This window comes from Pedobacter frigiditerrae, from assembly GCF_032678705.1.
Taxonomy (GTDB): domain Bacteria; phylum Bacteroidota; class Bacteroidia; order Sphingobacteriales; family Sphingobacteriaceae; genus Pedobacter; species Pedobacter frigiditerrae_A.
In genome coordinates this window covers 817,518-843,164 of record NZ_JAVTSS010000001.1, presented here as the reverse complement: position 1 = coordinate 843,164, position 25,647 = coordinate 817,518, and the positions used below count along the sequence as shown (strand labels likewise).

Below are 25,647 nucleotides of genomic sequence, written 5' to 3'. Positions count from 1 at the left end.
ATAAAACGGCTATTACCTAAAGACAAAGAAAAATACAGTCACTCCAATCAATTAGATATGAAAATTACAGATGAATGAAGATGATGAGTAGAATTTATGCCATACTTTAGTAATAACGACGTTAGTTTATATGTTGGTTAATGTGTTTCTTTTTTAGTCTTACTTATTTTCCTTTCAATAAGCGTCGAACTGACGATTAAAAAAAATGAGAAAATTAATCAAAGCAAATCTTTACACCTGAATTGATTTAAATGAAATAAAAACTGAATTTCTTAATCGGCAGATTGTTCATAATTTGATTAAGAATATAGAGTAGGGTTATTTCATACAGTGCGTTAACTTTTGCTAACTATTTATAATTTGGTTAATGGTTATTTGGTTAATATTTTAACTCTCTAAATTTAAAATTTAATAAACAAAATTCTGTCCTGTACTATCCTGTCAATTTATTATAAAATATTATCACAAAAAATAGCATAGCCACTAACGGTGGTATAAATCGATTTAGTTAGCTATTTAACCTTAAAATTTTAGCCCTTTTTATTAAAAAAAATAAAAAATAATTCAAACTTCTATTAGTTGTAGGGTGTTATAACTACCGGTCCTAACAATCCTGAAGGCATTATATCCCATTTAGCAGCATCAAAATCTTTGTAGTTAATGTCTACAAAATTGATTTCATGGTAATTTCTCCATTTGATTTTTTGAATATCCATATCGCGAATGCGGTTTGCCATTAGGTTAACCACCTCTATTTTAATGATATTATTGCCAACTTTTAGATACTTCCCTATCCTTGTTTCGAAAGGAATACTCCATAGGATGCCAACTTCTTGACCATTAATAAATACTCTTGCACTTTCATCAACTTGGTTTAAGCTTAATATATATTCCTTTGCATTTTTTACAGGTAGTTTAAAGGTTGTAGTATATACTCCAGTTCCTGAAAATGATTTTAATCTTTCATCAAGTAGTTCTGTCCAGGAGATTAAATTTTCAAGTTTCTGATCTGCTGGTAAAGCTGGTCCGCCTTGTGAAAAGTGCAAGTTCCATGGTTTGGTGAAAGTAATTGCTGTACCTGGTATTTTTAAGTAACCCCACAAATTTATAGAAGCAGGTTTTGCTTTTGTAATTTTTAAGATGATGCTTTCTCCAGATTTGAGCTGAAACCTCGTTTTAAACTGCCCATCTTCTACCTTAGTGCTAGCTAAACCATAAGCGCCATTTAGAGGATCCATAAATAAGACATGGCCAGCTTCGTTAACTGGCAAATATGCATCAATGGCTTTGGCAGTATGATTTACGATATAATAATATTTTCCACCACTAATATCCCTACGGATAAATTGCAAACCTGAATCTGTTAACTCTTCCCTGTTGATAGCTTTATATTGTAATGCTTTTTCAACATCATTAGCTAAAAGGATTTGACCCTTGCCAGTTTTAAATTCTTTAACTCCGTTTGGTAGGTTAACAAATGCTAATTTTGCCAAAGCAGTTTTTAATTGAATTTGTCTTACGCTTAAATCATTTAACCCCGGAACATCTTTTGGTAATTCTTGAAATATAACTGTAGCGCCTGCATTAGCTAGCGTTATGATTTTATTCAAGGTTTTTAAATCCATCATTTCACATTGTGGAACAATTAATACTTTATAAGGAGATGCGTTTGTCGCTGTTTTAACCAAACCATTTTCTACCGAAGACTGTGACAATAAATTATCTGATGCAAAATCAAAAGAATAACCAGTTTTTGATAGGTTAACAGCTAATTTATAGAATGGAGTTGGGTGCAACCAATCATCAACATCGTGTACTTTTAGGGCGATGTCTAACCCTTTTGCTTGATTCCAAACATCATATACTGGCCAATAAATTAACAATTCGTTATCGGCCTTGCCTGCTTGTAACACAGATTGACAACGAGCGATATAATTATTTAAGCCGTCTATTTGTGGCCACAAACTATTAGTTGGGTTCATTTGAACCGATGCATAAAACAACCAACCTGGCCAAACCGCATCTGAAGGAGAGTTGGTTGTACCGTGATAAAAAATATGGTTCACACCAGAAAGAAACAATTGTTCCGCCTCTGGTTTACACTGAGAAAATGAGGTTTTAAAATGTTCTGTTAACCAAGTGAAGGTTTCTGACGATACGAGTTTTTTACCCGTGGTATGTGCTGCTGATGAAGCAAATTTACTCATCATTGGGTCTGGATTTACATTACGAATGTCCTCTTTATTTCTTCGTAATCCTGGTATAGGAAAATAGCTTGAGCCAAAAGTTTCTGTTTCGGGAATATCTACTGCACTATATAAGTCTAATAAGTTACCTGGTGAGCCATGTGATTGGTTTTTAGTTAAGGATTTATACTGATGTGCCCAATTGGTCCAAGGTTTGGTGAAATTGTTTAGCAATAGGTCGTTCATTGTTTCCCTGTAATCAGATTTTACCCTAGCAATGATTTCTTTATTTCCATTATCACCCACCAATTCCCTCAGATAATTTCTTAAATCGTAGCCCCTATTCTTTTTAAATTCATCAAAAAAAGTTGGTGTCCAATTGGCCCCATAAACTTCATAACTATCATTAAAAAACGACCTAATACCTTGTGATTTATTTCCAAAGGCAGTATTAAATCTATTCAAGTAAACCGCTACTGAAGCTTTATCTAAGTGGTCTAAAGTAAAGCCTTCGCCACCTGGAGCAGCACGTTTAACCATTTGACGTGTTTTACCTGCAAATAAGGCATATAATTCCCAGTCACCTTTTATAGGCGACCAGTTTAAATTACCATTCGGTTCTACTTGGTTTATCAGATTTAAAATTTCACCGTTAGGACCATAAGCAGTTAAAGCTTGCAACTTGGCACTTTCTTGTTTAGTTTCTTTAACTTTTAAAGGCTCATTTAATTTCTCGCCTTCTTTAACTATATATTTTTGAGTGATGAGTTTGGTAGCTGCATTTTCAGGCTTAACTTGTGGTCCACCAAATGGCCAACCCGTACCAGTATTCATATCCACTCCTAAACCCAAACTATTAGATTTATTGACGGTGAACTTCAACATGTCCATCCATTTGGGTGATAGGAAATCTATGTACCGAGCTTCATAACCGACAGCACCATAAATTGGCGTAATTTCTACACCGCCAATTCCTGCTTTTTGGTAGGTCATTAAATTCTGACTCAAGTTTTTTTCATCAACAGCACTGCCCATCCACCACCAGCGTACCCAAGGTTTCATTTGTTTTTCCATCACTGGCCAAACGGTTTTGGTTATTTGTGCAAATGAATAGTTAACAATGGATAAGGTAATAACGAGTATAGAAAAAAATCTTTTCATGGGGTAATATTTATTGTTTGTAGGCATTAAAAAACTTAAAACAAGTTGCCGGCATTAAATTACAGTCTAACCACCCCGCCTTTCAGGCATCCCTCCAAAGGAGGGGAATTGCGATTTACATTCCCCTCTTTTAGAGGGGTGGTCGAATACCGGGGTGTTTCCTTTTAAAAAAGTCTATAGCATAGGATTACCCTCTGCTAGTTAATTCGCCTATCGGCTGGTGTCTCCACCTGCCGAAATTATTGCTTGTTTCGGTCGGTGAGACACCGACCGATAAGATAAGGTGTGTCAGTCCGAGCGTAGTCGAAGACCCATTATAATCAAAAAAGATTCCTTCGACTACGCTCAGGTTGACATCTTTTTTGATTTTATTTGGCTTCTAATCTAAATGAAAAACTTCTAGCAACGGTTTACTTACTGGAGAATTATCTGGGTTGGTATCCATGATATCTGCCATGAATGCCCACCATTTTTGTACTATGGCTGTACTTCCTAAATCTTGTGATGAGGAACCGTTTTGTTGTTGTACAGCGAATAGAATATTAGTTTCTTCATCTAAAAATATGGTATAATCACTTACGCCATTTTCTTTTAGCAAAGCCGATAGTTCTGGCCAAATCTCGTCATGGCGTTTTTTATATTCAGCCGTAAAACCTGGCTTAAGCTTCATTTTAAATGCTGTTTTCATATTAATTATTCTATTTCTTCAACTTATACACTTCAGTTCCAGCTAATAAAAAGCAACCTAAACCATAATCTTCAAAATCTGGCATACTGGTATAACTAACCGGCTGACCATCTTTTGGTTCTTTACCTGTTCCTTGCATGTAACCAATAAAGCCTGTTTTTTGAACCGCTTTTTTAGTCATACCGTTCCAAGCTTTGGCAATAATTGGTTTGTAAACCGCTTTATCTAAAATGCCTTTATTTACACCCCAAGCCATTCCGTACACGAACAATGCAGTGCCAGAAGTTTCTTTACCACCAAAATGAGTTGGATCTACTAAACTTACATTCCAGAAACCATCTTCACGTTGTAAAGGCACTAAAGCCTTGATCATTTCGTGGTAGGTTTTTAAATATTCATCTCTATGAGGCGCATTGGCTGGCATAATTTCTAATACCTTAACTAAAGCTGCCACTACCCAACCATTTCCTCTGCTCCAATAACAATCTTTACCATTGGGTTCTTTGTAAGGTGGCACAAAATCTTTATCTCTCCACCACAAACCATCTTTTGCATTGTATAAACCACCACCTTCTACATTTTTGGTGTGCATGTACATTTTATACATATACTCATAATACGTATCGTCTTTTGTTAAAACACCCAATTTAGCGAACACAGGCATCGCCATTTGTAAGGCATCAATCCAAGTCCAATCGTTAACCTTTCCAGATTTAATCATTAAATCCATAGAAGCTTTAATGTCTTTTATCCTTTCTGGTTTTGGGTCGATGTTATATAAATCAATAAATGTTTGTCCGCAAGCCTGATCATCTCCATTTCTGGTTTGGATGCCATTTCTTAATCCCCATTTATGTTTTTCACCCCATTGAACAGCGTAATCATAATATTCCTTATCAGGATTTATTTGATGTAAAGCCATTAATCCTTCGTAATAAACTGCCCTTGTCCAAATGTTACTTGGCCTTTCTTTATTGGTAAAAATAGATTTCCCAGCATCTGGCCACTTATTCATGAAATAAGCATTGGTTTGTTTTAAAACCTTTAAAACCTTCGACTGAGATGGGATTTTTTGAGCAAAACTTTGTAATGTTAGTGCGAATACTATAAATGAAGTTAGAATTGTTCTTTTCATTAGGATGGATTTATTGAATATCAAATTAATTAGAATTTGGTTTAGGTTTAAGCTCATCAGGACTATCCTTAGTAAAGGTGTCAAATTTTTGCTTAGATGGCGTTTCAAAAATATCTTTTACAACATTGAAATCAACGTTAAATTTCGGATTAAATTGGTCTGAAACCATGTATTTCTGCAAGCTATAATACAATTGTTGGGCGCTTGGCATTCCTTTTAAATCTGATGATAAGTTAGCACTAGAAACGATCAACTTGCCATTACCAACTTTTGCTTCAAAAATCATAGCCAAACGGCGATTTAAAAACCAAGTATCGATAGGCTGAACAATAGGTTTAAATCCTTTCGGGAAATCTTCTAAATTCATGACTTGGGTTCTATTTACAATTTCCCACCATTGCATATCGCTATGATAAGAAGTTGGAAATTCAGCAAATGCTGGATTTTTTGGATCGACTACAAAACCTAAAGTATGTGGAGGACGCATTTTAAACCAAGAGGTATTCCAAAATACCGGTAAAAATGTTTGCACCACTTCTTTTCCTTTAATTACTTTTCCTGCAGCATTTAAAAATACTTTTCCTCCGCTGTTTAATATGGCTCTTGCTTTATCATCTAAATCAGTTGTGTAATAAACGTCGGTTTTAACTTCTGGAAGTGAAGTTGGGTAAAACCAGAAATCCCAATCGTTTGCAAATTCAGTTCCATCGATCGCCACTTCTAATTTTAGTTTTATTGCCTTGGTAATAGGATTTGATGAATATTTAAAAGAGCCAATCTGATTAATTTCACCAACATTCAAAGTTTTTGGTCCGAATTTATAAGCAAAAACTACTTTACCGTTTTCATCGATTAATCTAGCTGTAATTTTTGCATCTATTGGCGCTTTTCCCCAATGAGCAATCTCGATTTTAGGCTCGAAGTTTTCATCGCTCGTATAAACAAATTTAGACACCTCGATTAGCGGAACGGTACTGTTAGAAAATCTTTTAAATTCCTTAGCAGTGATGTATCCTTTTTCGTCCCAAAAGGCATCCAACACACCAATTAAAGCAGTGCCTTGACCAGGATAATCATTTAACGACAATAACTGATAACCACTATAATTGGGTGTTCTTAATGCTTTTTCTATTTCATTTTTATAACACAGCGCTTGTAACTTACCTGAAGCCATTAAAAATGATTCAGCTTGGTCGCCCATGTCATGGTCTTTCAAATCTTCTTGAAACAACTCGAAGTTTTTAGCTTTATAAGCTCCTGTATATTTTTTAATCTCCTTAAAATTAGGGAACACGCAATATTGCCCCATTTCATGAGCAACAAAAGGTACAGTGAATTGTGAAATCTGTTTTGCATAAGTAGAAATGCTTTCAGGTTTCCTGTTCCAATCTAAACCCCTTGCTCCTGCCCTTACCATAAATTCATTATTAGGAATTACTGGCCAACTACCTCCTACCGATGCACCCGTATATAATCTTCTGCTATCTTTTGCTTTCCAATAGTCGTTAAACTTAGTAAGATATTCTACTTGTTTCCCAGCAGGTTCATTGCCATAAGCCATCATACAAAAAGATGCATAATTGCCATAGTTTTTAGTCATTCGATTGGTTTCATCATAAATGAATTGGTCAATTGGACGTCCATTACCAATAGACGTACCATGATTGGCCCAACTAGGACCTTCGGGCTGAATGTAAAAACCAATTAAATCGGCAGCAATAAATGCTGCTTCTGGTGGACACCATGAATGGAAACGCATGTGATTTAATCCGTGTGCTTTTGATATTTTAAAAATCCGAACCCATGATTCTACATCCATTGATGGGTATCCTGTTAGGGGAAACTCGCAGTTATTAGCGGTTCCACGTAAAAAAACTGGTCTACCGTTAATTTCAAAATGTCTTTCTACGGCTTTAAATTCACGCATCCCAAACTGGATTTGTTTTTCGTCTTTTTTACCATCTTTGCTAACTAGTGATGCTTTTAAACGATAAAGCGCTGGGTCAAATTCATCCCACGTTACAATTTTATCGCCCATCGGCAACTCAATTTCTAATGAACCATTTCCGTTTGTGATGGAATACGCTTTAGTTAAGGGCTTAACATTTAAAATTTGTTTGGTGTTAAAACTGGTAGCTGATAAGGTTATATTTCCTGTTGAAGAAACATTTGCATTAGCCTTTAGCTGGATTTTGACTTTGGCAACTTTGTGTTTTAAGTCAGGATAAACCTGCACATCTTCAAAATAGATTGGAGAACCTGCTTGGATAAACATTTTACCTACAACTCCATTCCAGTTTCCTTGGGTATGGTCGGTTAAACTATGCGAATCTTGACCAACATTGATGGCTTTTATTCTGTTATCAATTTGTAAGGTAATGGTATGTTTACCAGTTTTTAAGTTAGCTGGCAATTCGAAGTTTTGTGCTACAACAAAAGTATATTGACTACCGATTTCTACATCATCAATCCACACCCTGGTTTCCGAATGAGGATATTCTAAAGATAAAACCATTCTTTTCCCATTCCAGTCGGCTGGGATTTGAATATCTTTTTGATACCACGCTGCACCAACGTAATGTTTGTTAGGCGTTAACCAAAACGGGATTTTAATATTGTTGGCTTGACGATATTTGGCCAAACTAGGATTATAGAAATACGAACTATCATAAATACTTCCAGTCCACTTTGTTTTAAGGGTGATGTCATCTCCCTTGAAATTTTCATTCATTGAACCAGGGAGATTAATGGTTTCTGGAAGAACAGTTGAAAACCATTTTGCCTTTAAACCTTCATCATTGGCATCAATTTTAAATCGCCATTTACCTTGTATAGAAATTGTTTGGGCTTGTATAGCACTAGAAAGTAAGAATAGAAATAAGGCAGCAAGTAAATGCCATTTTTTTAACTTAAATAGATTTATCAGCATATCAATGTTAAAGTGAATGCTTTTAACATACACTATATTTGGTTAGGAGCTACTATATTAAGCTTTAATAGAGATATGGGCAACCTGTAGTGTCCTGTAATAATAACAAAAAACCCTATTAAAGGCTAATTTAAGCGTTTAACAGGGTTTTTAAAGCGTAACATATTTGTTGAAGTGATAATAGAATGAGTTGTGAGGACACCTGCTGATAGGCAAATGTAGGGGCAGGGTTTACCTCTGCCCTCCATTGTATTTCTTGGGCAACCGCGAGGGTTGCCCCTACATACCCCAACGTCTTACTTCAAATATTTATTTAACTTAGAATTTTTCAATGTTTTTAGACCTGCAACCACTAACGATGCGTTTAGTTTTGCACCTGCTTCATTGGTATGTGTATGGTCTTTTTCGGTGAAGTAAGTTTTAACTAAATCTGCGCTAGCAGCACCATAATTATCTTTTATCAACTGATTTAAAGGAATAAAATCTACATTTTCTGCTTTAGCTACTTCTTCTGCCCACTTTGCATAACTATCATTTGCTAAAACAATTTTTCCATCTTTTACCGGATTACGAGGAATTGGAGAACAAACAATTGGCGTTGCTCCTTTTGCTTTAATATCATTGATAAACTTGCGCAAATACCATCCGTAAGTGAAAACCACTTCTTGTTTTTTCTTGATTGGATTATAGATTTCCTTACTTTCAGTACCAATTCCTTTTATGGTTCCACGAGCACGAGCTGTATCATCTAGCGGACTGCTATCATTATGTCCAAATTGCATCATCACATAATCTCCTTTTTTGATTTTAGCTAAAACTGGTTCCCATAAACCATTGGTTTGGAAAGTACGGCTGCTTGTGCCACCTAATGCATTGTTTTCTACATTAATTTTATTGGTATCAAAAAGCTCTCCGATAAAACTGCCCCAACCCCATAAAGAGCCATCGCCTTTTCCTTTTCCGTTTTTAACCGTAGAATCTCCAATTAAAAATAAGGTAGGTTTTTCATTTTGTTTTAAAACGATGCATGAAGAAAGCACTACAAAGGCGGTGATTAATCCGAGACTTAAATATTTTGTTTTCATTTTATGTGTTTATTTTTTGGTTATTCTTATTGCGACTTGTCATCCTGAGCTTGTCGAAGGATTTAGGAATAGTTAGTCTTCGACAAGCTCAGACTGACATCTATTTTTTTATATACTCTTTCAGTTTACAATCCTTCAATGCTTCAATGCCTTCTATAACAGATTGAGCATTTAATTTAGCTCCCTCTAAGTTGGTATGGGTATGGTCGCCTGGGAAAAAGGCTTTTACTTTTTCTGGTCCCATTGCATCATATTTATCGCCTGTAATTTTATTCAAATCAACAAAAAAGGCATTTTCTTCTTTAGCCACATCCGCAGCCCATTTGCCAAAATTTTGATCAGCTCGTAAAACCTTACCATCTTTAAATTGATTTCTTGGTATCATCGAAACAACAATCGGCACTGCACCTTTTGCCTTAGTCTCACGAACAAATTTTCTGATATACCAACCATAAGTGTGTACAGTTTCTACTTTGCCATCTGGCCAGGTTAATACTTTTGTTTCTTCTCCAGTTCCTCTTAAAACTCCCCTGCGACCAGCTTTTGTAGTATCAGGTGCACTTCCATCGTTATGACCAAACTGCATGGTTACAAAATCTCCTGGTTTTAAGGTTTCTAAAACTTTATCCCATCTACCTTCAGACAAAAAAGTTCGTGTACTTCTACCTGCCATGGCATTATTTTCTACGTGTAATCTAGTAGTATCAAATAGTGCTGCGATTGGTGTTCCCCATCCCCAAGTTTCCTTATTCGAGTTGCGAACCGTAGAATCGCCTATGGTGTGTAGAGCAGGTTTACGTTGAACGATAAATGCTAATGAGGACATCATCATAACGATTCCTGCGATTATAAATAGTTTATTCTTTTTCATTTTTTTTTAAATTTATTACTACGATTTAGCCTTTTTGGTTTTGCGATTAGTGCGTCATTGCGAGGCACGAAGCAATCTTAAAGCGTTTTCATCATTAATTAATCGAAGGAGATTGCTTCGGGCGATGAAAAATCGACCCTCGCAATGACGTATTTTTTTTTAATTAATAGTCTAAATTCGTTTCTCCACGAACCATTTTTTTTATTTTACTTCAATATTTATTGAGCCACTTTCTAAACCTTCTGCTGTTGCTTTGACTGTAATTTTTCCATTTGGTTCATTTGCCTTAACAAAAGCAATGCAAGAACCTCTGTAAGCGTGTCTTTCTTTAGCTTTATACAATTCGTGACTTGCTACGTTTCCATTATCTACTGCGGTTATGTAACCAGCTCCTGAAATTTCAAACTTAACTAATTCATCAGCATTTGGACAAAGATTACCATCTGCATCATAAATTTTTGCAGTTACAAAAGATAAATCATCCCAATTGTTTTTGATTTGAGTTTTATCTATACTTAATACAATTTTAGCAGGTTTTCCAGCGGTTTTCAATTCTTCAGTCACTACAACTTTACCTTTGTTTTTACCAACAGCTTTCAGCGTTCCTTTTTCAAAAGTAACATCCCACAAACGTGGAGAATCATCTGCAGGTTTTGTTTTAGAACCTAAAGATTTATCATTTAAAAATAGTTCTACTTCATCGCAATTGCTATAAACAGCAACTTTAGCATCATCATAAGTATCAAAATCCGTTGGTGTCCAATTGTTTATCCAAGCACCTGCACCAGCATTATCTTCTCTCCTCACGATGTGAACTATTGGTTTCTCTGCCCACCAACTTTGTCTTTGTAAACTTTGGTTTTTCCAGTTGCCAGCCCTATCAAACAAACCTTGGTTATTGGTTACTTCTGGCCAATCCGCCTCTCCCAAATAATCATAGCCAGTCCATAAAAATTGACCTGCCATAAAAGGATTATCTCTTAAAGCCAAGTACTGAATTAAAACGTGCGTGTTTTCTGTGCCAATTACCTTTAAATTTGGTTTTTGTTTATGCAGGGCGACTAATTCATTTTCCCGATAGTTTTGCCCTACAACATCCATTATTTCTGCAAAACCGTTTGTATAAACCTTAGAATTCGCAGGGCGAAATAAAGCCATGGTAACAGGTCGACTTGGGTCTAATTGATGGATTAAATCTTGCTGGTCTGTATATTTTTTAAATCCTGCAGGACTATTTAAATCATCATGTATTTCGTTACCCACACTATAAATTACTATTGATGGGTGATTGCGATCTCTCATCACCATGTCACGAGTATCACGTTCCCACCATTCGGTAAAGAAACGATTGTAACCTTTTTCACCATTATTTTTAGCTGAATTCCAAGTATCAAAAGTTTCATCCATTACCACAAAACCCATTTGATCGCATAAATCTAAAAACTCTGGCGCTACAGGATTATGAGCTGTTCGAATAGCATTTACACCAACTTCTTTCAGTTGTTTTAATCTACTCTCCCAAATTGCCAATGGAACCGCAGCACCAACAGCACCTCCATCATGGTGTAAACAAACACCTTTTAGTTTGAAGTTTTTGCCATTTAACCAGAAACCCGTTGCAGCTTCAAATTTGAAAGCCCTAATGCCGAAAGTATTTATTTGATCGTCAATCACTTTTCCACCAACAATTACTTTGGTTAAGGATTTATAAAGCGATGGACTTTCTAAATTCCACAGTTTTGGATTAGCAACAATGATATCTTGTTTAATTTGAAAAGATTTACCTGCGGCTACACTTTGTTTAGCTTGAGCAGTTTTAACTACTTTTCCATCGGGATCTAAAACTGTAGTCTCTACACTAATTTGGGTAGCTTTCGCAGTTTCATTAATTACGCTAGTTTGCACCTTAACAGTTGCTTTTACAGCAGTTGCATCATCTGTAGTAATATAAACTCCCCAATTTTCGATGTGAATTGGGTCTGTTGCCACTAAACGAACGTGCCTGTAAATACCAGCACCCGTATAATAACGAGATGCAGGCTGGACGGTGTTATCAGCCTTAACTGCAATTACATTTGTTTTTCCCTTCCCAAAGTTGAGATGTTTGCTCAAATCATAAGTAAAACTGATGTAGCCATACGGACGTTTACCCAAATAAAAACCATTGATGTACACATCGCTATTGGCCATTACACCATCAAATTCTATCGTAATTTTCTTTTTGGCCATAGCTTCATCTAATGAAAAACTCTTGCGATACCAACCAATTCCTGAAGGCAAATAACCTCCACCTCTGCCAGTCAAATTTGCTTTATCATAAGCACCTTCGATGCTCCAATCGTGTGGCACATCAAGTTTACGCCATTTCGAATCGTTAAATTCTGGTTTGCTGGCATCACTTACATCTTGTTGAATGAAAGTCCAATTTTTATCAAAATTGTTGATGACCCTAACTTGAGCATTTTGCGCAAATGAAAAGGCACTCAACAAAACAAAACCTACAATCAGGTTAAATATTTTGGATGTATTTTTAATGTTTGTCATTTTATTTTATGTACTTAATTATTCTTAGGTTCAACTAAAACAATGTTAGGCTTTGGTGCTTTTTTCATCCCATAACCAAAATAAAAGCCAGTATGAGGCGGTTGGTTATAGCCGATGTTTTGCCAAGCAATGCTTAAGCGATATTGCGGATCATGCATTAAAGTGTAGTTGCGATGTGTTGTGGGAATTGTTGTGGTAAAAATTCTTAAGCTTTTATTATCGTAAGCACGAAGAATCAGTTCCTCTCTCCAATCGCCAAATAAATCTGCACTTAGAGCAGGAGTAGATTTAGTTCCGTTGTTAGAAACGTATCCATTTGCCGTAAACAATCTTCCTCCATTATACTTATCTATGTGATTTCCATCCAATAATTCACGAGACAAATCACCATCCCAATAAATTAAAAAGTTTGTAGAACGAGGTTGAGCGCCAATGATGTTTCCTTTAATGTCATGTAATCCGTTAGAACCCGACCACCACATTTGTGCACCAACCTTGGTATTGTCTATATTATCTGCAACTCCTCTACCAACATCTTCATCGTCAGAACCACCCCAAAGAATCTCCCCAGTTTTGGCATCATAAACTGCAGCTCCGTAACCTTTTGTGCCCTCCTCAATTTCATGCACACCAAATACTTCTAAACCTGGTCGTTCAGGGTCAAGGTCTGACACATGTAAAGCATCGCCATGTCTTAAGCCAGTGGTAAATAAGCCTTTTCCATTATCATCCACTACCATTGAACCATAAACAATTTCATCTTTGCCATCTCCATCTACATCAGCTACGCTTAAACCGTGATTGCCCATACCAGAATAAGGGTTTTTACCGTCTTTACTATCAAATACCCAACGGGATGTTAACTTTCCGTTTCTCCAATCCCAAGCGGCTAAAACAGTTCTGCCATAATAACCACGGCACATGACCACGCTTGGATGAATGCCATCTAGATAAGCAATACAAGCATTAAAACGGTCAACTCTATTTCCAGTATTGTCGTTTTTACCATTACCACCAACGCCTCCCCATCCACCAAGATCGCCTCTAGCCGGAATGTAATCAGTTGTGGCTAATGCCTCACCAGTTTTACCACTAAAAATGGTAAAGTATTCTGGACCTTCTAAAATTTTACCTAATCGGTTTACCCAATTTTTAGTAGAATCGCCAACTATTTTACCTTTTCCGTCTCTAGTTCCGTCAGCGGTTTTACAAGCAAATTCAGCAATGCCATCGCCATCTAAATCATACACCATAAATTGGGTATAGTGCGCACCTTCTCGGATGTTTTTACCAAGATTTATCTCCCATAAAAATGTGCCATCTAATTTGTATGCTTGGAATATTGGTGGGTCTGTAAATCCATTGGAGGGTGTATCTCTACCACGACCAGTTTGATGCACAATTAATTCGTATTCCCCATCGCCATCTAGATCGCCAACCGTCAAGTCATTTGGAGAATAACCAAGAGGTGTTCTTAAAGGGATATCTAAATATTGCTTTGATGGGGCATTAGCTGACAACAAATAGGCTTTACTTGCTGTTTGTTCAACTCCATGCAGCACCGCTTTAACAAAATAACTATTAGTATTACTGAAATCAACCTTTGTATCCACGTAGTTTGTACTTTGGGTGATAGGCTGTTTATTCAATTTAATAGCTGTTTTTTCTCCCATTTTACGGTAAAGATTAAATGCTATTTCATCAGGCTCTGTACCTAATAAACGCCAGCCAATGTAAACAGAGTCTGTCCCTTGTCTCATGGCGATAAGACCTCTATCTAATTTTTCCATTTGTCGCTGTGCAAGCAAATTGGAGCTACTCATTGCCAAAAAGGCAAATAGCAATAATGATTTTGTTAGCGTTAATTTCGATTTCAATTTGGTTAGTATTTGTGAGTGTTGTAAAATGCAAATAAATTAATGTTTGTCTTTCCTGTACAGTCCTGTATGATTAACTGTCAGTCTGAGCGTAGTCGAAGACCCTAAATTTATCCTTCGACTACGCTCAGGATGACAATTCTCAAAATCCTATTTATTCCCTCAATATCCTTCTCCTTTTTTAGTAGCTAGTTTTTCAAATGAAATTACATCAGATTTTTCTGCCCAATTATTATAAAGCGTAATTAATTCTTGTACTTTTTTAGGTTGAGATTTACTTAAATCGTTCAACTCTGTTCTATCATTTACCATATTAAATAAATGCCATTCGTTATCAGGATAGTTCGAAACCAATTTCCAATCGCCTTGCCTAACTGCACGATTACCTTCATGTTCGAAAAATAACGCATCATGACCAACCCATTTTTGTCCCTTAAATAATGGCACAAGATTTACTCCTGCGGTTTGTTTAATTTGCTGGTCTTTATAAATGGACGGATATTTTGCACCCGCAAGATTTAAACAAGTGGTCATGACATCTATAATGTGCCCAGGTTGATGAGAAGTAATGCCAGGTTTTACAAGGTTTGGTCCATAGGCGATAAATGGAGTTGCCGTACCACCTTCATATTCCCAATGTTTAAACAACCTAAATGGGGTATTGCTCACATTTGCACCTTCAAAACCATAAGCTGTAAAGGAAGTTGGATCACTTGCTAACTTTTTGCTACTTTGAAAAATATCAGGTAAAAAACCATTCGGATTAATGGTTTCGTTACTTGCACCATTGTCAGAAAGGAACATAAACACTGTATTTTTATCCTCTCCAAGGTCTTTTAGTTTTTTTCTAATCCTACCAATATTTTGATCCATACAATCTAGCATTGCTGCATAAACTGCCATCTTATCATCCCAATTGATCTTTTCTTCTTGTGATAGCGAGTTCCATTCTGGCAAATTGCTGTCTCTTGGAGATAATTTGATGTTTTTAGGAATGATGCCCATTTCTTGCATCTTTTTAAAACGAGTTTCACGCAGTTTATCCCAACCCTGCATGTATTTGCCTTTGTATTTGGCAATGTCTTTTGGCAAAGCCTGCAACGGCCAATGTGGCGCTTGGTACGCTAGATATAAAAAGAAAGGTTTTTTAGTTTTACTATTATCATCAATAAATTTCAGTGCATAATCTGTGTAGGCATTAGTAGAGTAATAGTCTTTACCAGGCACATACTCCTTATCATCCAAAGCAATGGTTAATTTTTGTTTTGGGCGATAAGGATAAGGACCGAAATAACTACCTGCGCCATCAATTAAACCAAAATAATGGTCGAAACCTCTTTTAACTGGCCAATTTTCTGGCGCCTGACCAACGTGCCATTTGCCTGCCATTAAAGTAGTATAGCCATAAGGTTTTAATGCTTCGGCTATGGTTACACAATTTTTGTTCAAGTAACCTTGATATGCTGGTTCTTTCCTTGTATTCATCATATCCCCAACTCCAGCTTGATGCTGATAAAGCCCTGTGAGCAAAGATGCCCGTGTGGGGCAACACCTTGAAGCATTGTAAAATTGTGTCATTTTTAATCCCTTGGCGGCCATCTCATCAAGGTTTGGGGTTTTAGTTTCTGAGCCAAAACAGCCAATATCAGCATAACCCATATCATCGGCCAGAATAACAATGATGTTAGGTTTCTTTTTTACTTGTGCATTTAATTGAATTGAAGCAATAAAAAAGGAACTCAAAAATAAGAATGAAAGTATTTTAATATTCATAATTATTGAACCTTATAAGATGATTTACTAGTTATAGCCTCACCCTTTTCCGTAATTCCATCTACCTTAATAACCAAACTGCTTTTATTATCAGAATTATGAAACGACACCGTTGCTTCGCCCTTTTCGTTTGTTTTGAGCAAGGGTGCCCAAAAAACTGTTGTTCTCAAGTCTCTAAAAGTAGACGAATTATTGGAGGTATAATTGGGGGAATAAAATGTTTTAGCTGTGTAATAGCCATTTAGATTAATATTTAAAATATCAAGATTTGGCCCTAATAATGCCTCTGGTTTTAAGTCAAGATACATCACGTAAACATCATCCCCATTATTATTAATTAGTCGCTTAATTACTATTTTAGTAATTTGGTTCATGGTTAGTTCATAATAATCTAACCTATCTTGTATATCTTGTCTATTATTTACAATAATTCTTGGCCTACCTGACCTTGGAAATATCACTCCTGAATTAGCTACACTATCATCTAATGGCGCAGGTCTTGCACCATTTACATTAGTTAATAAATAATGTTCTAAGCTTTTAAAATCATAATCTGCTGCAGTAATATTAAAAACTTGGTCTGGGTAACCAAATGTAGATAGCGTTTCATCGAACAAATAAACTCTTTCCTTCTTTTTCTGAACAATTTTCACCTCATCCAACATAATCGAGTCACCTAATTTGTACTTACGATTGTAGGTTGACCTTTTTACAATTTCATCACTTATAGTAGCTGAAACTGCAAATGGGCTAAAATTTTTGATATTGATAGGAATTGGCTTAAACAGTGAATCAATTTGTAACCATCCTTTTTTTTCATTTTTATTATTCCTCGACGAAAGTTTTATAGCTTTATTTCCATACCAATTTAAACCATCTAAATAATAACGTCCGGCTGCATCTGTTTTTGTGAAGTAGACTTTATCACCCTTAAATTCAGGCGCAAATAGGGTAATGTTCATTTCAGGTAATGGTTTATTACCTAATTTCTCCCTAACGGAACCGTGAATTGTTATACCTGGTTCTGGCATATAACTTATTTTAATACTTGTGTCTGCAAGTTTACGCCATAAATATTCTCTCCAGCCTTGTGTTAATAGCAATAAATCTAACTGTTTAAATCTTGCTGGATTTTGGGTATCGAAGTATTGGGCCGCATTTTTTATATCACCTTTAATTTCAGACTGCAACATTAAATAACTTATAATATTACTTTCATCACTCGGTACAATCCCGTCAACAACTGCAAGTGATAAATTTGCTTTAACAGGCTGACCAATTTGGTTTGTTGCATTTATTTTAAGAGAAACTTTTTCCTTCGGTTTATAAATTGTTTTATCAGGATGAATAGTAAAATTTACCCTATTGGCAGACTGTATGTAAACTAAACGCTCACACTGAGGTCTGCCTAATTGATCAAGTAAAGTTAAAGAAGCAAGTCCTGCTGGTAATTCTTTCGTTGGAATAGTTACTGATACCGTTGGTTTTGTTAAATCAACACTTCCTGTATAAACATTATCTCCAGCATGCTTAATGATTATGGTAATTTGCTTGTTTAACAACTCATTAAATGTTATTTCATTTGTACTAATTGAAGCTTTTAATGCTGCAGAATCTGTTGTTAAGTGGATAGTAAAACCTTTTTTGAGTATCGAAGGTAAAGCTGTAACCAGTTTTTCAGAATTATAAGACCATTCAACTTTATAATTTTCATTAGCCACTGGTGCAAATGCAAAAATTCCCATTCCAGTTTCTGTACTTTGGAAAGTGGTTATTGTATCTCCTTTAGATGATATGATACTTCCTTTCGCTTTTAAGCCCTCTCCAAATTCGTCGTTTGTTTTAAATGCTACTATTGAATTTACACCTTCTACTAAAGAACCTCCTTCGGGGAAAAATGTAATCGTTTTTTTGGGAGAGGTTATATTAACATTTTCTGCTTTCTTAGTAGGTTTTTTGGTGACTTTGACATCCTTATCATTAATAGTATTAGTTATAAATATCTTTTTTTGAAAAACAAAATCGTTACCGAAGTTGTGCATCCAATTAGTATAAGCCCTAATATTGTACCAACCAGATTGAAGTGTATCTTTAAGTTTAAAATCTCCATTACCTAATCCGGCATCCATTCTAATTAATTTTCGCTCTATTAGTTCAGCATTTGGATCAATCAGTTCTACATATAAATTATTACTTGTATTGGTTAAGCTTGTACTTTTTCCATTTACTAAATATGCGCTAAACCAAATATCCTCTCCACTACTGTAATAATTTCTATCTGTATGTAAATAGGTTTTCTCGAAAAACAATTTCATTGTCTTCACATCTGTATTAGCAGGTTCTTTTTTTTGCTGAGCTGAAATCCGCCCAACAAAGAGAGAAAACACAATCAATAGCAATATGTATGGGGTGCATCTATTTTTCATATTATTGAACTTTATAACTTGTTTTATTGGTTATTGGCGATCCTTGTTCGGTTATTCCATTGGTTGTTATATTCATATATCCTTTATTATCTGAATTAAAGAATGATACACTCACTTCACCGTTTGCATTAGTTTTTAGCAATGGCGCCCAAAACACAGTTGTTCTTAAATCTTTTACAGGTGGTGCTTTTGAAACATAATTTGGCGAATAAAATGCTCTGTCATTATAATAACCATTTAAGTTAACATTTAAAAGATCCAAATTAGGCCCACGAAAGGCACTTTCTTTTAAGGTTAAATAAATAAGATACCTATCAGGAAATTTACCTCCTGATGCCTGGCCCAATAGATGTTTAACAACAATTTTATCAATCTGATCCATTGTTAAACTGTAATAGTCCGTGCGATTTTGAAGATCTTCTCTTTGATTAATTATAATACTAGGACTTACTTTTTTTCCAGCAGATAAAAATGCTATACCCTCATTACCTAATGAATCTGTGGCATCAACAGCATAACTACCTTTTGCATAGGTCAATAAATAATGTTCCAAACTTTTATAACTATAATCTGCTGCTGTAATATTAAAAACCTGATCAGGATATCCAAATGTGCTTAGGGTTTCATCGAATAATTGTACGGTTTGCTTTCTACCCGCTACAATTTTCACCTCATCTAACATGATTGAGTCGCCTATTTTAAACTTACGATTGTATGCCATTCTTGTACTAACCTCAGCGTTTAAGTTGGTTGGTATTTCGAATGGATTTAACTTTTTTAGGTTTAAAGGAAATGGTTTAGATACAGAATCTATTTGTAGCCAACCTCCCTTTTTTCCCTTATTATCTTGAGAGGAAAGTTTTATAGCTTGATTTCCCGACCAATTTAAGCCATCGAGAAAATAGCGCCCGTTAGCATCTGTTTTAGTAGTATAAATTTTATTGCCTACAAAACCCGAACCGAACAGCGTAATGTTCATATTAGGCATTGGTTTATTAGCTATTTTTTCTCTAACCGAGCCTCTGATGGTGATACCAGGTTCTGGCATCTCACTTATTTTAATGCTCGAATCTGCTAGTTTACGCCACAAATATTCCCTCCAACCTTGTGTTAACAGTAATAAATCCAATTGCTTAAATCTTCCAGCATTTTGAGGATCAAAATATTGGTCGGCATTTTTAATCTCTCCCTTTAATTCAGATTGAAGTGTTAAATAACTAACAATGTTGTTGGCATCAGGTGGAATGATACCATCCACAACCGCGAGTGAAAGATTTGTTTTTATAGGAGCACCAAGACTATTTGTTGCCTTAACATTCAACGTTACTTTTTCCCTTGCTGCATAATTTGGCTTATCAGGATTAATGGTTAAATTTATTTTATTAGCCGACTGGATATAAACCAAACGTTCACATTGTGGTCTCCCCAAATGGTCTAGCAAAGTTAAAACGGCAATTCCAGTAGGTAAATCCTTGGTTGGAATAGTTACCGACGCACTAGTTTTTGTTAAGGTGATTGAACCAGTATAGATATTATCTCCAGCATGTTTAATTACAATCGAAATAGGTTTACCCTGAAGTTCACTGAAAGATGCTTCATTTGTACTGATTGAAGCCTTTATACTGGCTGAATCTGTAGTTAAATGAATTGAAAATCCTTTCTTAATTGCAACAGGCAAAGCCGATGTGAATTTCTCTGTACCATAGAATCCTTCAACTTTGTATTTTTCATCTGCCATTGGGGTAAAGGCAAAAATCCCCATTCCAGCTTCTGTACTTTGGAAAGTGGTTATTGTATCTCCTTTTGATGAAATTACACTTCCCTTGGCTTTTAAAGCATTACCAATTTCATCATTGGTTTTAAAAGCAACAATCGAGGTTAAGCCTTCCACTAACGAACCTCCTTCTGGAAAAAATGTAATTGTCTTTTTTGAAGTAACTGAAACCAAATTATCTGCTTTTCCAGTTGCTGTTCCTGATGCATTATTTAATTTTACAATCGTTGTATTGTTTACATATATCTTCTTCTGAAACACAAAATCATTCCCAAAGTTGCGCATCCAATTGGTATAGGATCTAATAGTATACCATCCAGTTTGAAGTGTATCTTTTAGTTTAAAATCTCCATTCCCCAAACCTCCATTCATTCTTATCAACTTACTATCAATTAGTTGAGCTTTTGAGTTAATCAATTCAACATACAAATTATTACTGGTACTCGTTAAACTGGTGCTTTTTCCATTTACCAAATAAGCACTAAACCAAACATCTTCTCCACTACTATAATATGCTCTGTCTGTTTGCACATAGGCTTTTTCAAAAAATAGCTTAAAAGAACCCTTATCATCTGCGGCAGCGGTAGTTTTCTGTTGACCTAATATTTGACCCGAAATGAGAGATAGAAAAATGAAAGTAACAGCTCTTAACGTTTTCATAGGGAATGATTTATAGTTTTATGGGTTTAAGCAACTACTTTTTTGGTTGGCTATTTTGACAGGTACGTTTACCAAAAGGTTTAATGCGTCTGTCTTTTGGGCAAAAGCTTTTAGACTGAAACCAGTCAGTATTACACACAACAAAAAGTTACGGGTACGCATAAGGGATAAATTTGGTTAGATATTTCCACTAAGCGGATAAGAGGCACTTAATGACATTGCCAATTTAAATAGTTCGACACTCAATCGCATCCTGTTCCATCCTGTGTTATAATACAATGCATAAGCTGATGGATATTTAGCAGTATCAATTTTGTAATAAGGTTATTACTTTTATTTTAAGGGTACAATTAACACGTTGGCTTTTGTTGGTTTACGCATTCCTTCACCCAAATAGAAACCAGGATGTGGGGGTTGATTATACCCTACGTTTTCTCCAGCAATCGCTGCTCTATACTGTGGGTCTTGCATTAAAGTTGTAAAACGATAATTAGTAGGGATAGTTGTAGAATAAATCCGCAATTCTTTATTATCTGGAGTTCGCCAAATCACTTCTTCACGCCAATCTCCAAACAAATCTGCACTGAGCGCAGGCGTAGCTTTTGTACCATTATTTGAGGTAGCACCTATGGCTGTAAATAGGTTAACAGTTTTTTTATTCTTCCAATCCCACTTATCAATTCTGTTTTTGTCTAAAAGCTCTCTTGTTAAATCTCCATCCCACCAAACTACAAAGTTGGCAGAGTTAGGCGTTTCCTCACTTATGGTTTTTCCATTCAAATCTCTTAACCCACCTGGACCACCCCAATTCTCGAAACCTAAATGTGTAGGGTCAATATCAGCAGCCACACCTCTACCAACATCAATGTTTCGAGCTAAGGTAAAATAAGGTTTGCCTGTTTTGGCACTATACAAAGCTACACCCGGACGAACTGGTGTTTTAAGCGAATCTTCTATTTCATGTACACCAAAAACATAAACATCTTCATGCTCAGGATTCATTTTTGCAACGTGTAAAGCATCACCATGCCCAAAACCTGTAGTAAATAATCCTTTTCCGTCATCATCAACAATCATTGCACCAACGCAGATTTCATCTTTACCATCATTATCTACATCAGCTATGCTGACACTGTGATTTGCCATTCCAGAATATGGGTTTTTTCTATCCTTCGAATCGAAAACCCATTTACTACTTAGCTTCCCATTTTTCCAATCCCAAGCTGCAATTACTGTTCTGCCATACCAGCCACGAACAAAAAATGCACTTGGAGTTTTGCCATCTAAATAAGCTACACCTGCTGTAAATCTATCTGGTCTACCACCCGTATTATCATTACCACCATTACCTCCTGTTCCTCCCCAACCATCTAATGGGTAACGATTTGGAATAAAATCTACCGTGCTTAAAGCAGCACCGCTTTTACCATCAAACACCGTTAAATACTCTGGACCTTCAACAATTTTGCCATAAGTGCCAGATTTCTTATCGTAAGATCTCAAATCTTTGTTTGCATCTCCAATTACCTTACCATCGCCGTCAATTGTACCATCAGCTGTTTTAGTAATCATTTCGGCTTTGCCATCTCCATTAAAATCGTAAACCAAAAATTGGGTATAAGCGGCTCCTGAACGTATGTTTTTACCTAAATCTATTCGCCACAATAACTTACCTGCCAAAGTATAAGCATCTATAATTTGATTGCCTGTAAAACCTGTTTGAGGAGGATTTTTAGCATTTGAAGGTTCCCATTTTAAGATGATTTCATAACTGCCATCACCATCTAAATCTGCAACACTTGCATCGTTGGCACTATAAGTAAATTTAGAACCTTCAATTTCTCCATCAGCGGGAGCTTCAATCGGAATAGAAAAGTAAGGTTTTACATCAGCATTGGCAGCTGTTTTAAAAGTTGCACCTGATTCGTCCGTTTGTTTGGCACTCACTTTAACCATCCAACTATTCGTTAAAGAAAAATTAACAGTGCTATCAATAAAAAATGTGGTTTTAGAAATTGGTTTTTTGTTCAGTTTAATCAAACTCTTACCTAAGCTTTGTCTGTAAATATCAAATGAAACATCCACATTATCATTCACCAATAATCTCCAGCTTAAAAATAAATGGTTTGAATTGTTCTTTATTCCTATTAATCCCCTATCTAAATGCTCAATTTGTTTTTGGGCAAACGAATTGAATATAGAAGTAATAAATAAGGCGGTGAACAAAACAAAATATTTACAATTTATGGCTAAGGAACTAGCTCTTAAAAATCTCATGGCATTTATATTTGGTTGGTAATTTAAATTAACGAACTTAATTACTAATCAAGTTTTTATCGTCCTGCTTCATCCTGTTCTATCATAAAAGTTACAGATTGTATTTTTCGTAAAACCTAGTAATTATGTCCTTAACATCTTTTTCAGCCGCATATTTCCATCAAAAAAATTATTCGAAAATAATAATCGTACAAATGACGTTTATTATCTGAAATATTTTACTTTTACAATTTAGAACCATCCAAATATTAAACTTTATGAAATTAAATCTGCTTAACAAGCGAGTATTATGCTTAATGCTGGCTTATTCCACAATCGGATTAGGGTTTTCCAATCAATCTTTTGCGCAAGTAGCAAAAACCTTTATTGTTAAAACAGATAAATCAATAGCCAAAGTAGAATCTAACATGTGGGGTGTCTTTTTTGAGGACATTAATTTTGGTGCAGACGGAGGAATTTACGCGGAGTTAATTAAAAATAGGTCGTTCGAATTTATTAAACCTTTAATGGGTTGGTCAATTCATAGGAACAGGCAAAAAGAAGGAGAAGTTTTGGTTGTTAATCGCAAGGAAGTAAATGAAGCCAACCCAAGGTATTTACAAGTTCAAAGACAGACAGACGATTTCGAATTAATTAACGAAGGTTTTAAAGGAATTGGTGTAAAAAAAGGCCTGCGTTATGATTTCTCGATGATGTATCGCCAACCAATTCCTGGCGTAAAAATGGTTCTATTGTTAAAAGCCGCAAACAATAAAGTAATAGCACAAACTACCTTAACACCTTTGCAAACAGGCAACAATTGGCAAAAACAATCGGCCAGTATTACAGCAACCGAAACAGACCCAAAAGCGAAGTTCTCTATCATTTTTCAAGGCAAGGGCAATATAGATTTAGATATGATTTCTTTATTTCCTGAAGATACCTGGAAAAATAGGCCACAAGGTTTAAGAGCAGACATGGTTCAAATGTTAGCAGACATGAAACCAGGGTTTATTCGTTTCCCAGGGGGATGTATTGTTGAAGGAACCGACCTAGCCAATAGGTATCAATGGAAAAACACCATCGGTCCTATCGAAAGCCGTAAAATGTTAATGAATAGATGGAATGTAGAGTTTGCTCATCGCCCTGCGCCAGATTACTACCAAAGTTTTGGATTAGGCTTTTTTGAATATTTCCAGTTAGCCGAAGATATTGGCTCGGATGCCTTGCCAATTTTAAACTGCGGAATGGCTTGCCAATTTAACACTGGCGAAGTTGCCGCTTTAGATGAATTAGACCCTTATGTACAAGATGCATTAGATTTAATTGAGTTTGCCAATGGCGATATCAACACCAAATGGGGTAAAAAAAGAGCCGAATTAGGGCATCCTAAACCATTTAATTTAAAAATGTTGGGCATTGGAAATGAAAACTGGGGACCACAATACTTAGAGCGTTTAGCAATTTTCACTAAAGCAATTAAGGCAAAATATCCAGAAATTAAGTTAATCAACAGTTCTGGTACTGGTCCAGAGGGCGATAGATTTGAATTGCTAAACACTGCATTGAGAACTGCAAACGCAGATTTTATTGACGAACATTATTACAAACCTGCAGATTGGTTTTTAAAAAATGCTGGTCGTTATGATAGTTATCCAAGAAATGAATCGAAGGTTTTTGTAGGAGAATACGCGGTACACGCAGATTCAAAAATCATTGGAAGCAATAGAAATAATTGGGAAAGCGCATTGGCGGCAGCAGCTTTAATGACTGGCTTAGAACGCAATGCAGATATAGTTCAAATGGCATCCTATGCCCCTCTTTTTGCTCATGTAGATGCTTGGCAGTGGGCACCTGACATGATTTGGGTTGATAATTTAAAAGTTTACGGCACACCAGATTATTACGTTCAAAAATTATTTTCTACCAATAAAGGAACAGATGTGGTTTCTATTACAAATGATGCAAAAAACATCATCGGACAAGATGGTTTATACGCTTCTGCAGTTACAGATAAAACCACAAATGAGTTGATCATTAAAATTGCAAATACAGCCAATCAAACGCAAACCATTGATTTGGCACTTGATGGCAAGAAGAAAATAAAATCAAAAGGATTTATTGATGAACTGGAAAACAGCAACTTAAACCAATTGAACTCATTTGATGCTCCTCAAGCAGTTGGTCCAAAAAGAATAGATATTTCCTTAAAAGGAAAAAAATTAAACTTGGTTTTAAAGCCATATTCATTTAACGTTATCAGAATACCTTTCAACTCTTAA

The 25,647-nt window shown here is 35.7% G+C and carries 13 protein-coding genes; 1 reads left to right on the top strand and 12 read right to left on the bottom strand.

All coding sequences use genetic code 11. From position 1 onward, the window contains the following. Positions 1–575 precede the first annotated feature (575 nt). The 12 genes from R2Q59_RS03550 to R2Q59_RS03495 form a co-directional block, all read right to left on the bottom strand. The gene (locus tag R2Q59_RS03550; protein ID WP_316783704.1) at positions 576–3,347 is read right to left on the bottom strand and encodes a glycosyl hydrolase; all 2,772 of its coding nucleotides are present in this window, start codon (positions 3,345–3,347) and stop codon (positions 576–578) included. A gap of 379 nt (positions 3,348–3,726) precedes the next feature. After that, positions 3,727–4,035, bottom strand: coding sequence for an L-rhamnose mutarotase (rhaM, locus tag R2Q59_RS03545; RefSeq protein ID WP_316783702.1), 309 nt, complete (start codon positions 4,033–4,035; stop codon positions 3,727–3,729). A 10-nt stretch (positions 4,036–4,045) separates the two neighbouring features. Next, on the bottom strand, positions 4,046–5,170 hold the full coding sequence (locus tag R2Q59_RS03540) for a glycoside hydrolase family 88 protein (protein WP_316783700.1): 1,125 nt from the start codon (positions 5,168–5,170) through the stop codon (positions 4,046–4,048). 25 nt (positions 5,171–5,195) lie between these two features. Continuing rightward, the gene (locus R2Q59_RS03535; protein ID WP_316783698.1) at positions 5,196–8,099 is read right to left on the bottom strand and encodes a sugar-binding domain-containing protein; all 2,904 of its coding nucleotides are present in this window, start codon (positions 8,097–8,099) and stop codon (positions 5,196–5,198) included. Between the two features lie 296 nt (positions 8,100–8,395). Continuing rightward, positions 8,396–9,184 carry a rhamnogalacturonan acetylesterase gene (locus R2Q59_RS03530; RefSeq protein WP_316783696.1) on the bottom strand — a complete coding sequence of 263 codons (789 nt, stop codon included), beginning with the start codon at positions 9,182–9,184 and terminating at the stop codon, positions 8,396–8,398. A 100-nt stretch (positions 9,185–9,284) separates the two neighbouring features. Further along, the gene (locus R2Q59_RS03525) at positions 9,285–10,055 is read right to left on the bottom strand and encodes a rhamnogalacturonan acetylesterase (RefSeq protein WP_316765723.1); all 771 of its coding nucleotides are present in this window, start codon (positions 10,053–10,055) and stop codon (positions 9,285–9,287) included. Positions 10,056–10,256: 201 nt separating this feature from the next. Beyond that, a complete protein-coding gene (locus R2Q59_RS03520; protein ID WP_316783694.1) occupies positions 10,257–12,599 on the bottom strand; it encodes a glycoside hydrolase family 2 TIM barrel-domain containing protein in 2,343 nt (780 codons plus the stop codon). A 14-nt stretch (positions 12,600–12,613) separates the two neighbouring features. Next, the gene (locus R2Q59_RS03515) at positions 12,614–14,389 is read right to left on the bottom strand and encodes a rhamnogalacturonan lyase (RefSeq protein ID WP_316783692.1); all 1,776 of its coding nucleotides are present in this window, start codon (positions 14,387–14,389) and stop codon (positions 12,614–12,616) included. Between the two features lie 249 nt (positions 14,390–14,638). Next, on the bottom strand, positions 14,639–16,249 hold the full coding sequence (locus R2Q59_RS03510) for an arylsulfatase (RefSeq protein ID WP_316783690.1): 1,611 nt from the start codon (positions 16,247–16,249) through the stop codon (positions 14,639–14,641). 2 nt (positions 16,250–16,251) lie between these two features. Continuing rightward, positions 16,252–18,675: a hypothetical protein gene (locus tag R2Q59_RS03505; protein ID WP_316783688.1), complete on the bottom strand. Its 2,424-nt coding sequence runs from the start codon at positions 18,673–18,675 to the stop codon at positions 16,252–16,254. A gap of 1 nt (position 18,676) precedes the next feature. Next, positions 18,677–21,109, bottom strand: coding sequence for a hypothetical protein (locus tag R2Q59_RS03500; protein ID WP_316783686.1), 2,433 nt, complete (start codon positions 21,107–21,109; stop codon positions 18,677–18,679). A 333-nt stretch (positions 21,110–21,442) separates the two neighbouring features. Further along, on the bottom strand, positions 21,443–23,386 hold the full coding sequence (locus R2Q59_RS03495; RefSeq protein ID WP_316783684.1) for a rhamnogalacturonan lyase: 1,944 nt from the start codon (positions 23,384–23,386) through the stop codon (positions 21,443–21,445). A gap of 257 nt (positions 23,387–23,643) precedes the next feature. Here R2Q59_RS03495 and R2Q59_RS03490 point away from each other — a divergent pair, with 257 nt between their 5' ends. Beyond that, the gene (locus R2Q59_RS03490) at positions 23,644–25,647 is read left to right on the top strand and encodes an alpha-L-arabinofuranosidase C-terminal domain-containing protein (protein WP_316783682.1); all 2,004 of its coding nucleotides are present in this window, start codon (positions 23,644–23,646) and stop codon (positions 25,645–25,647) included.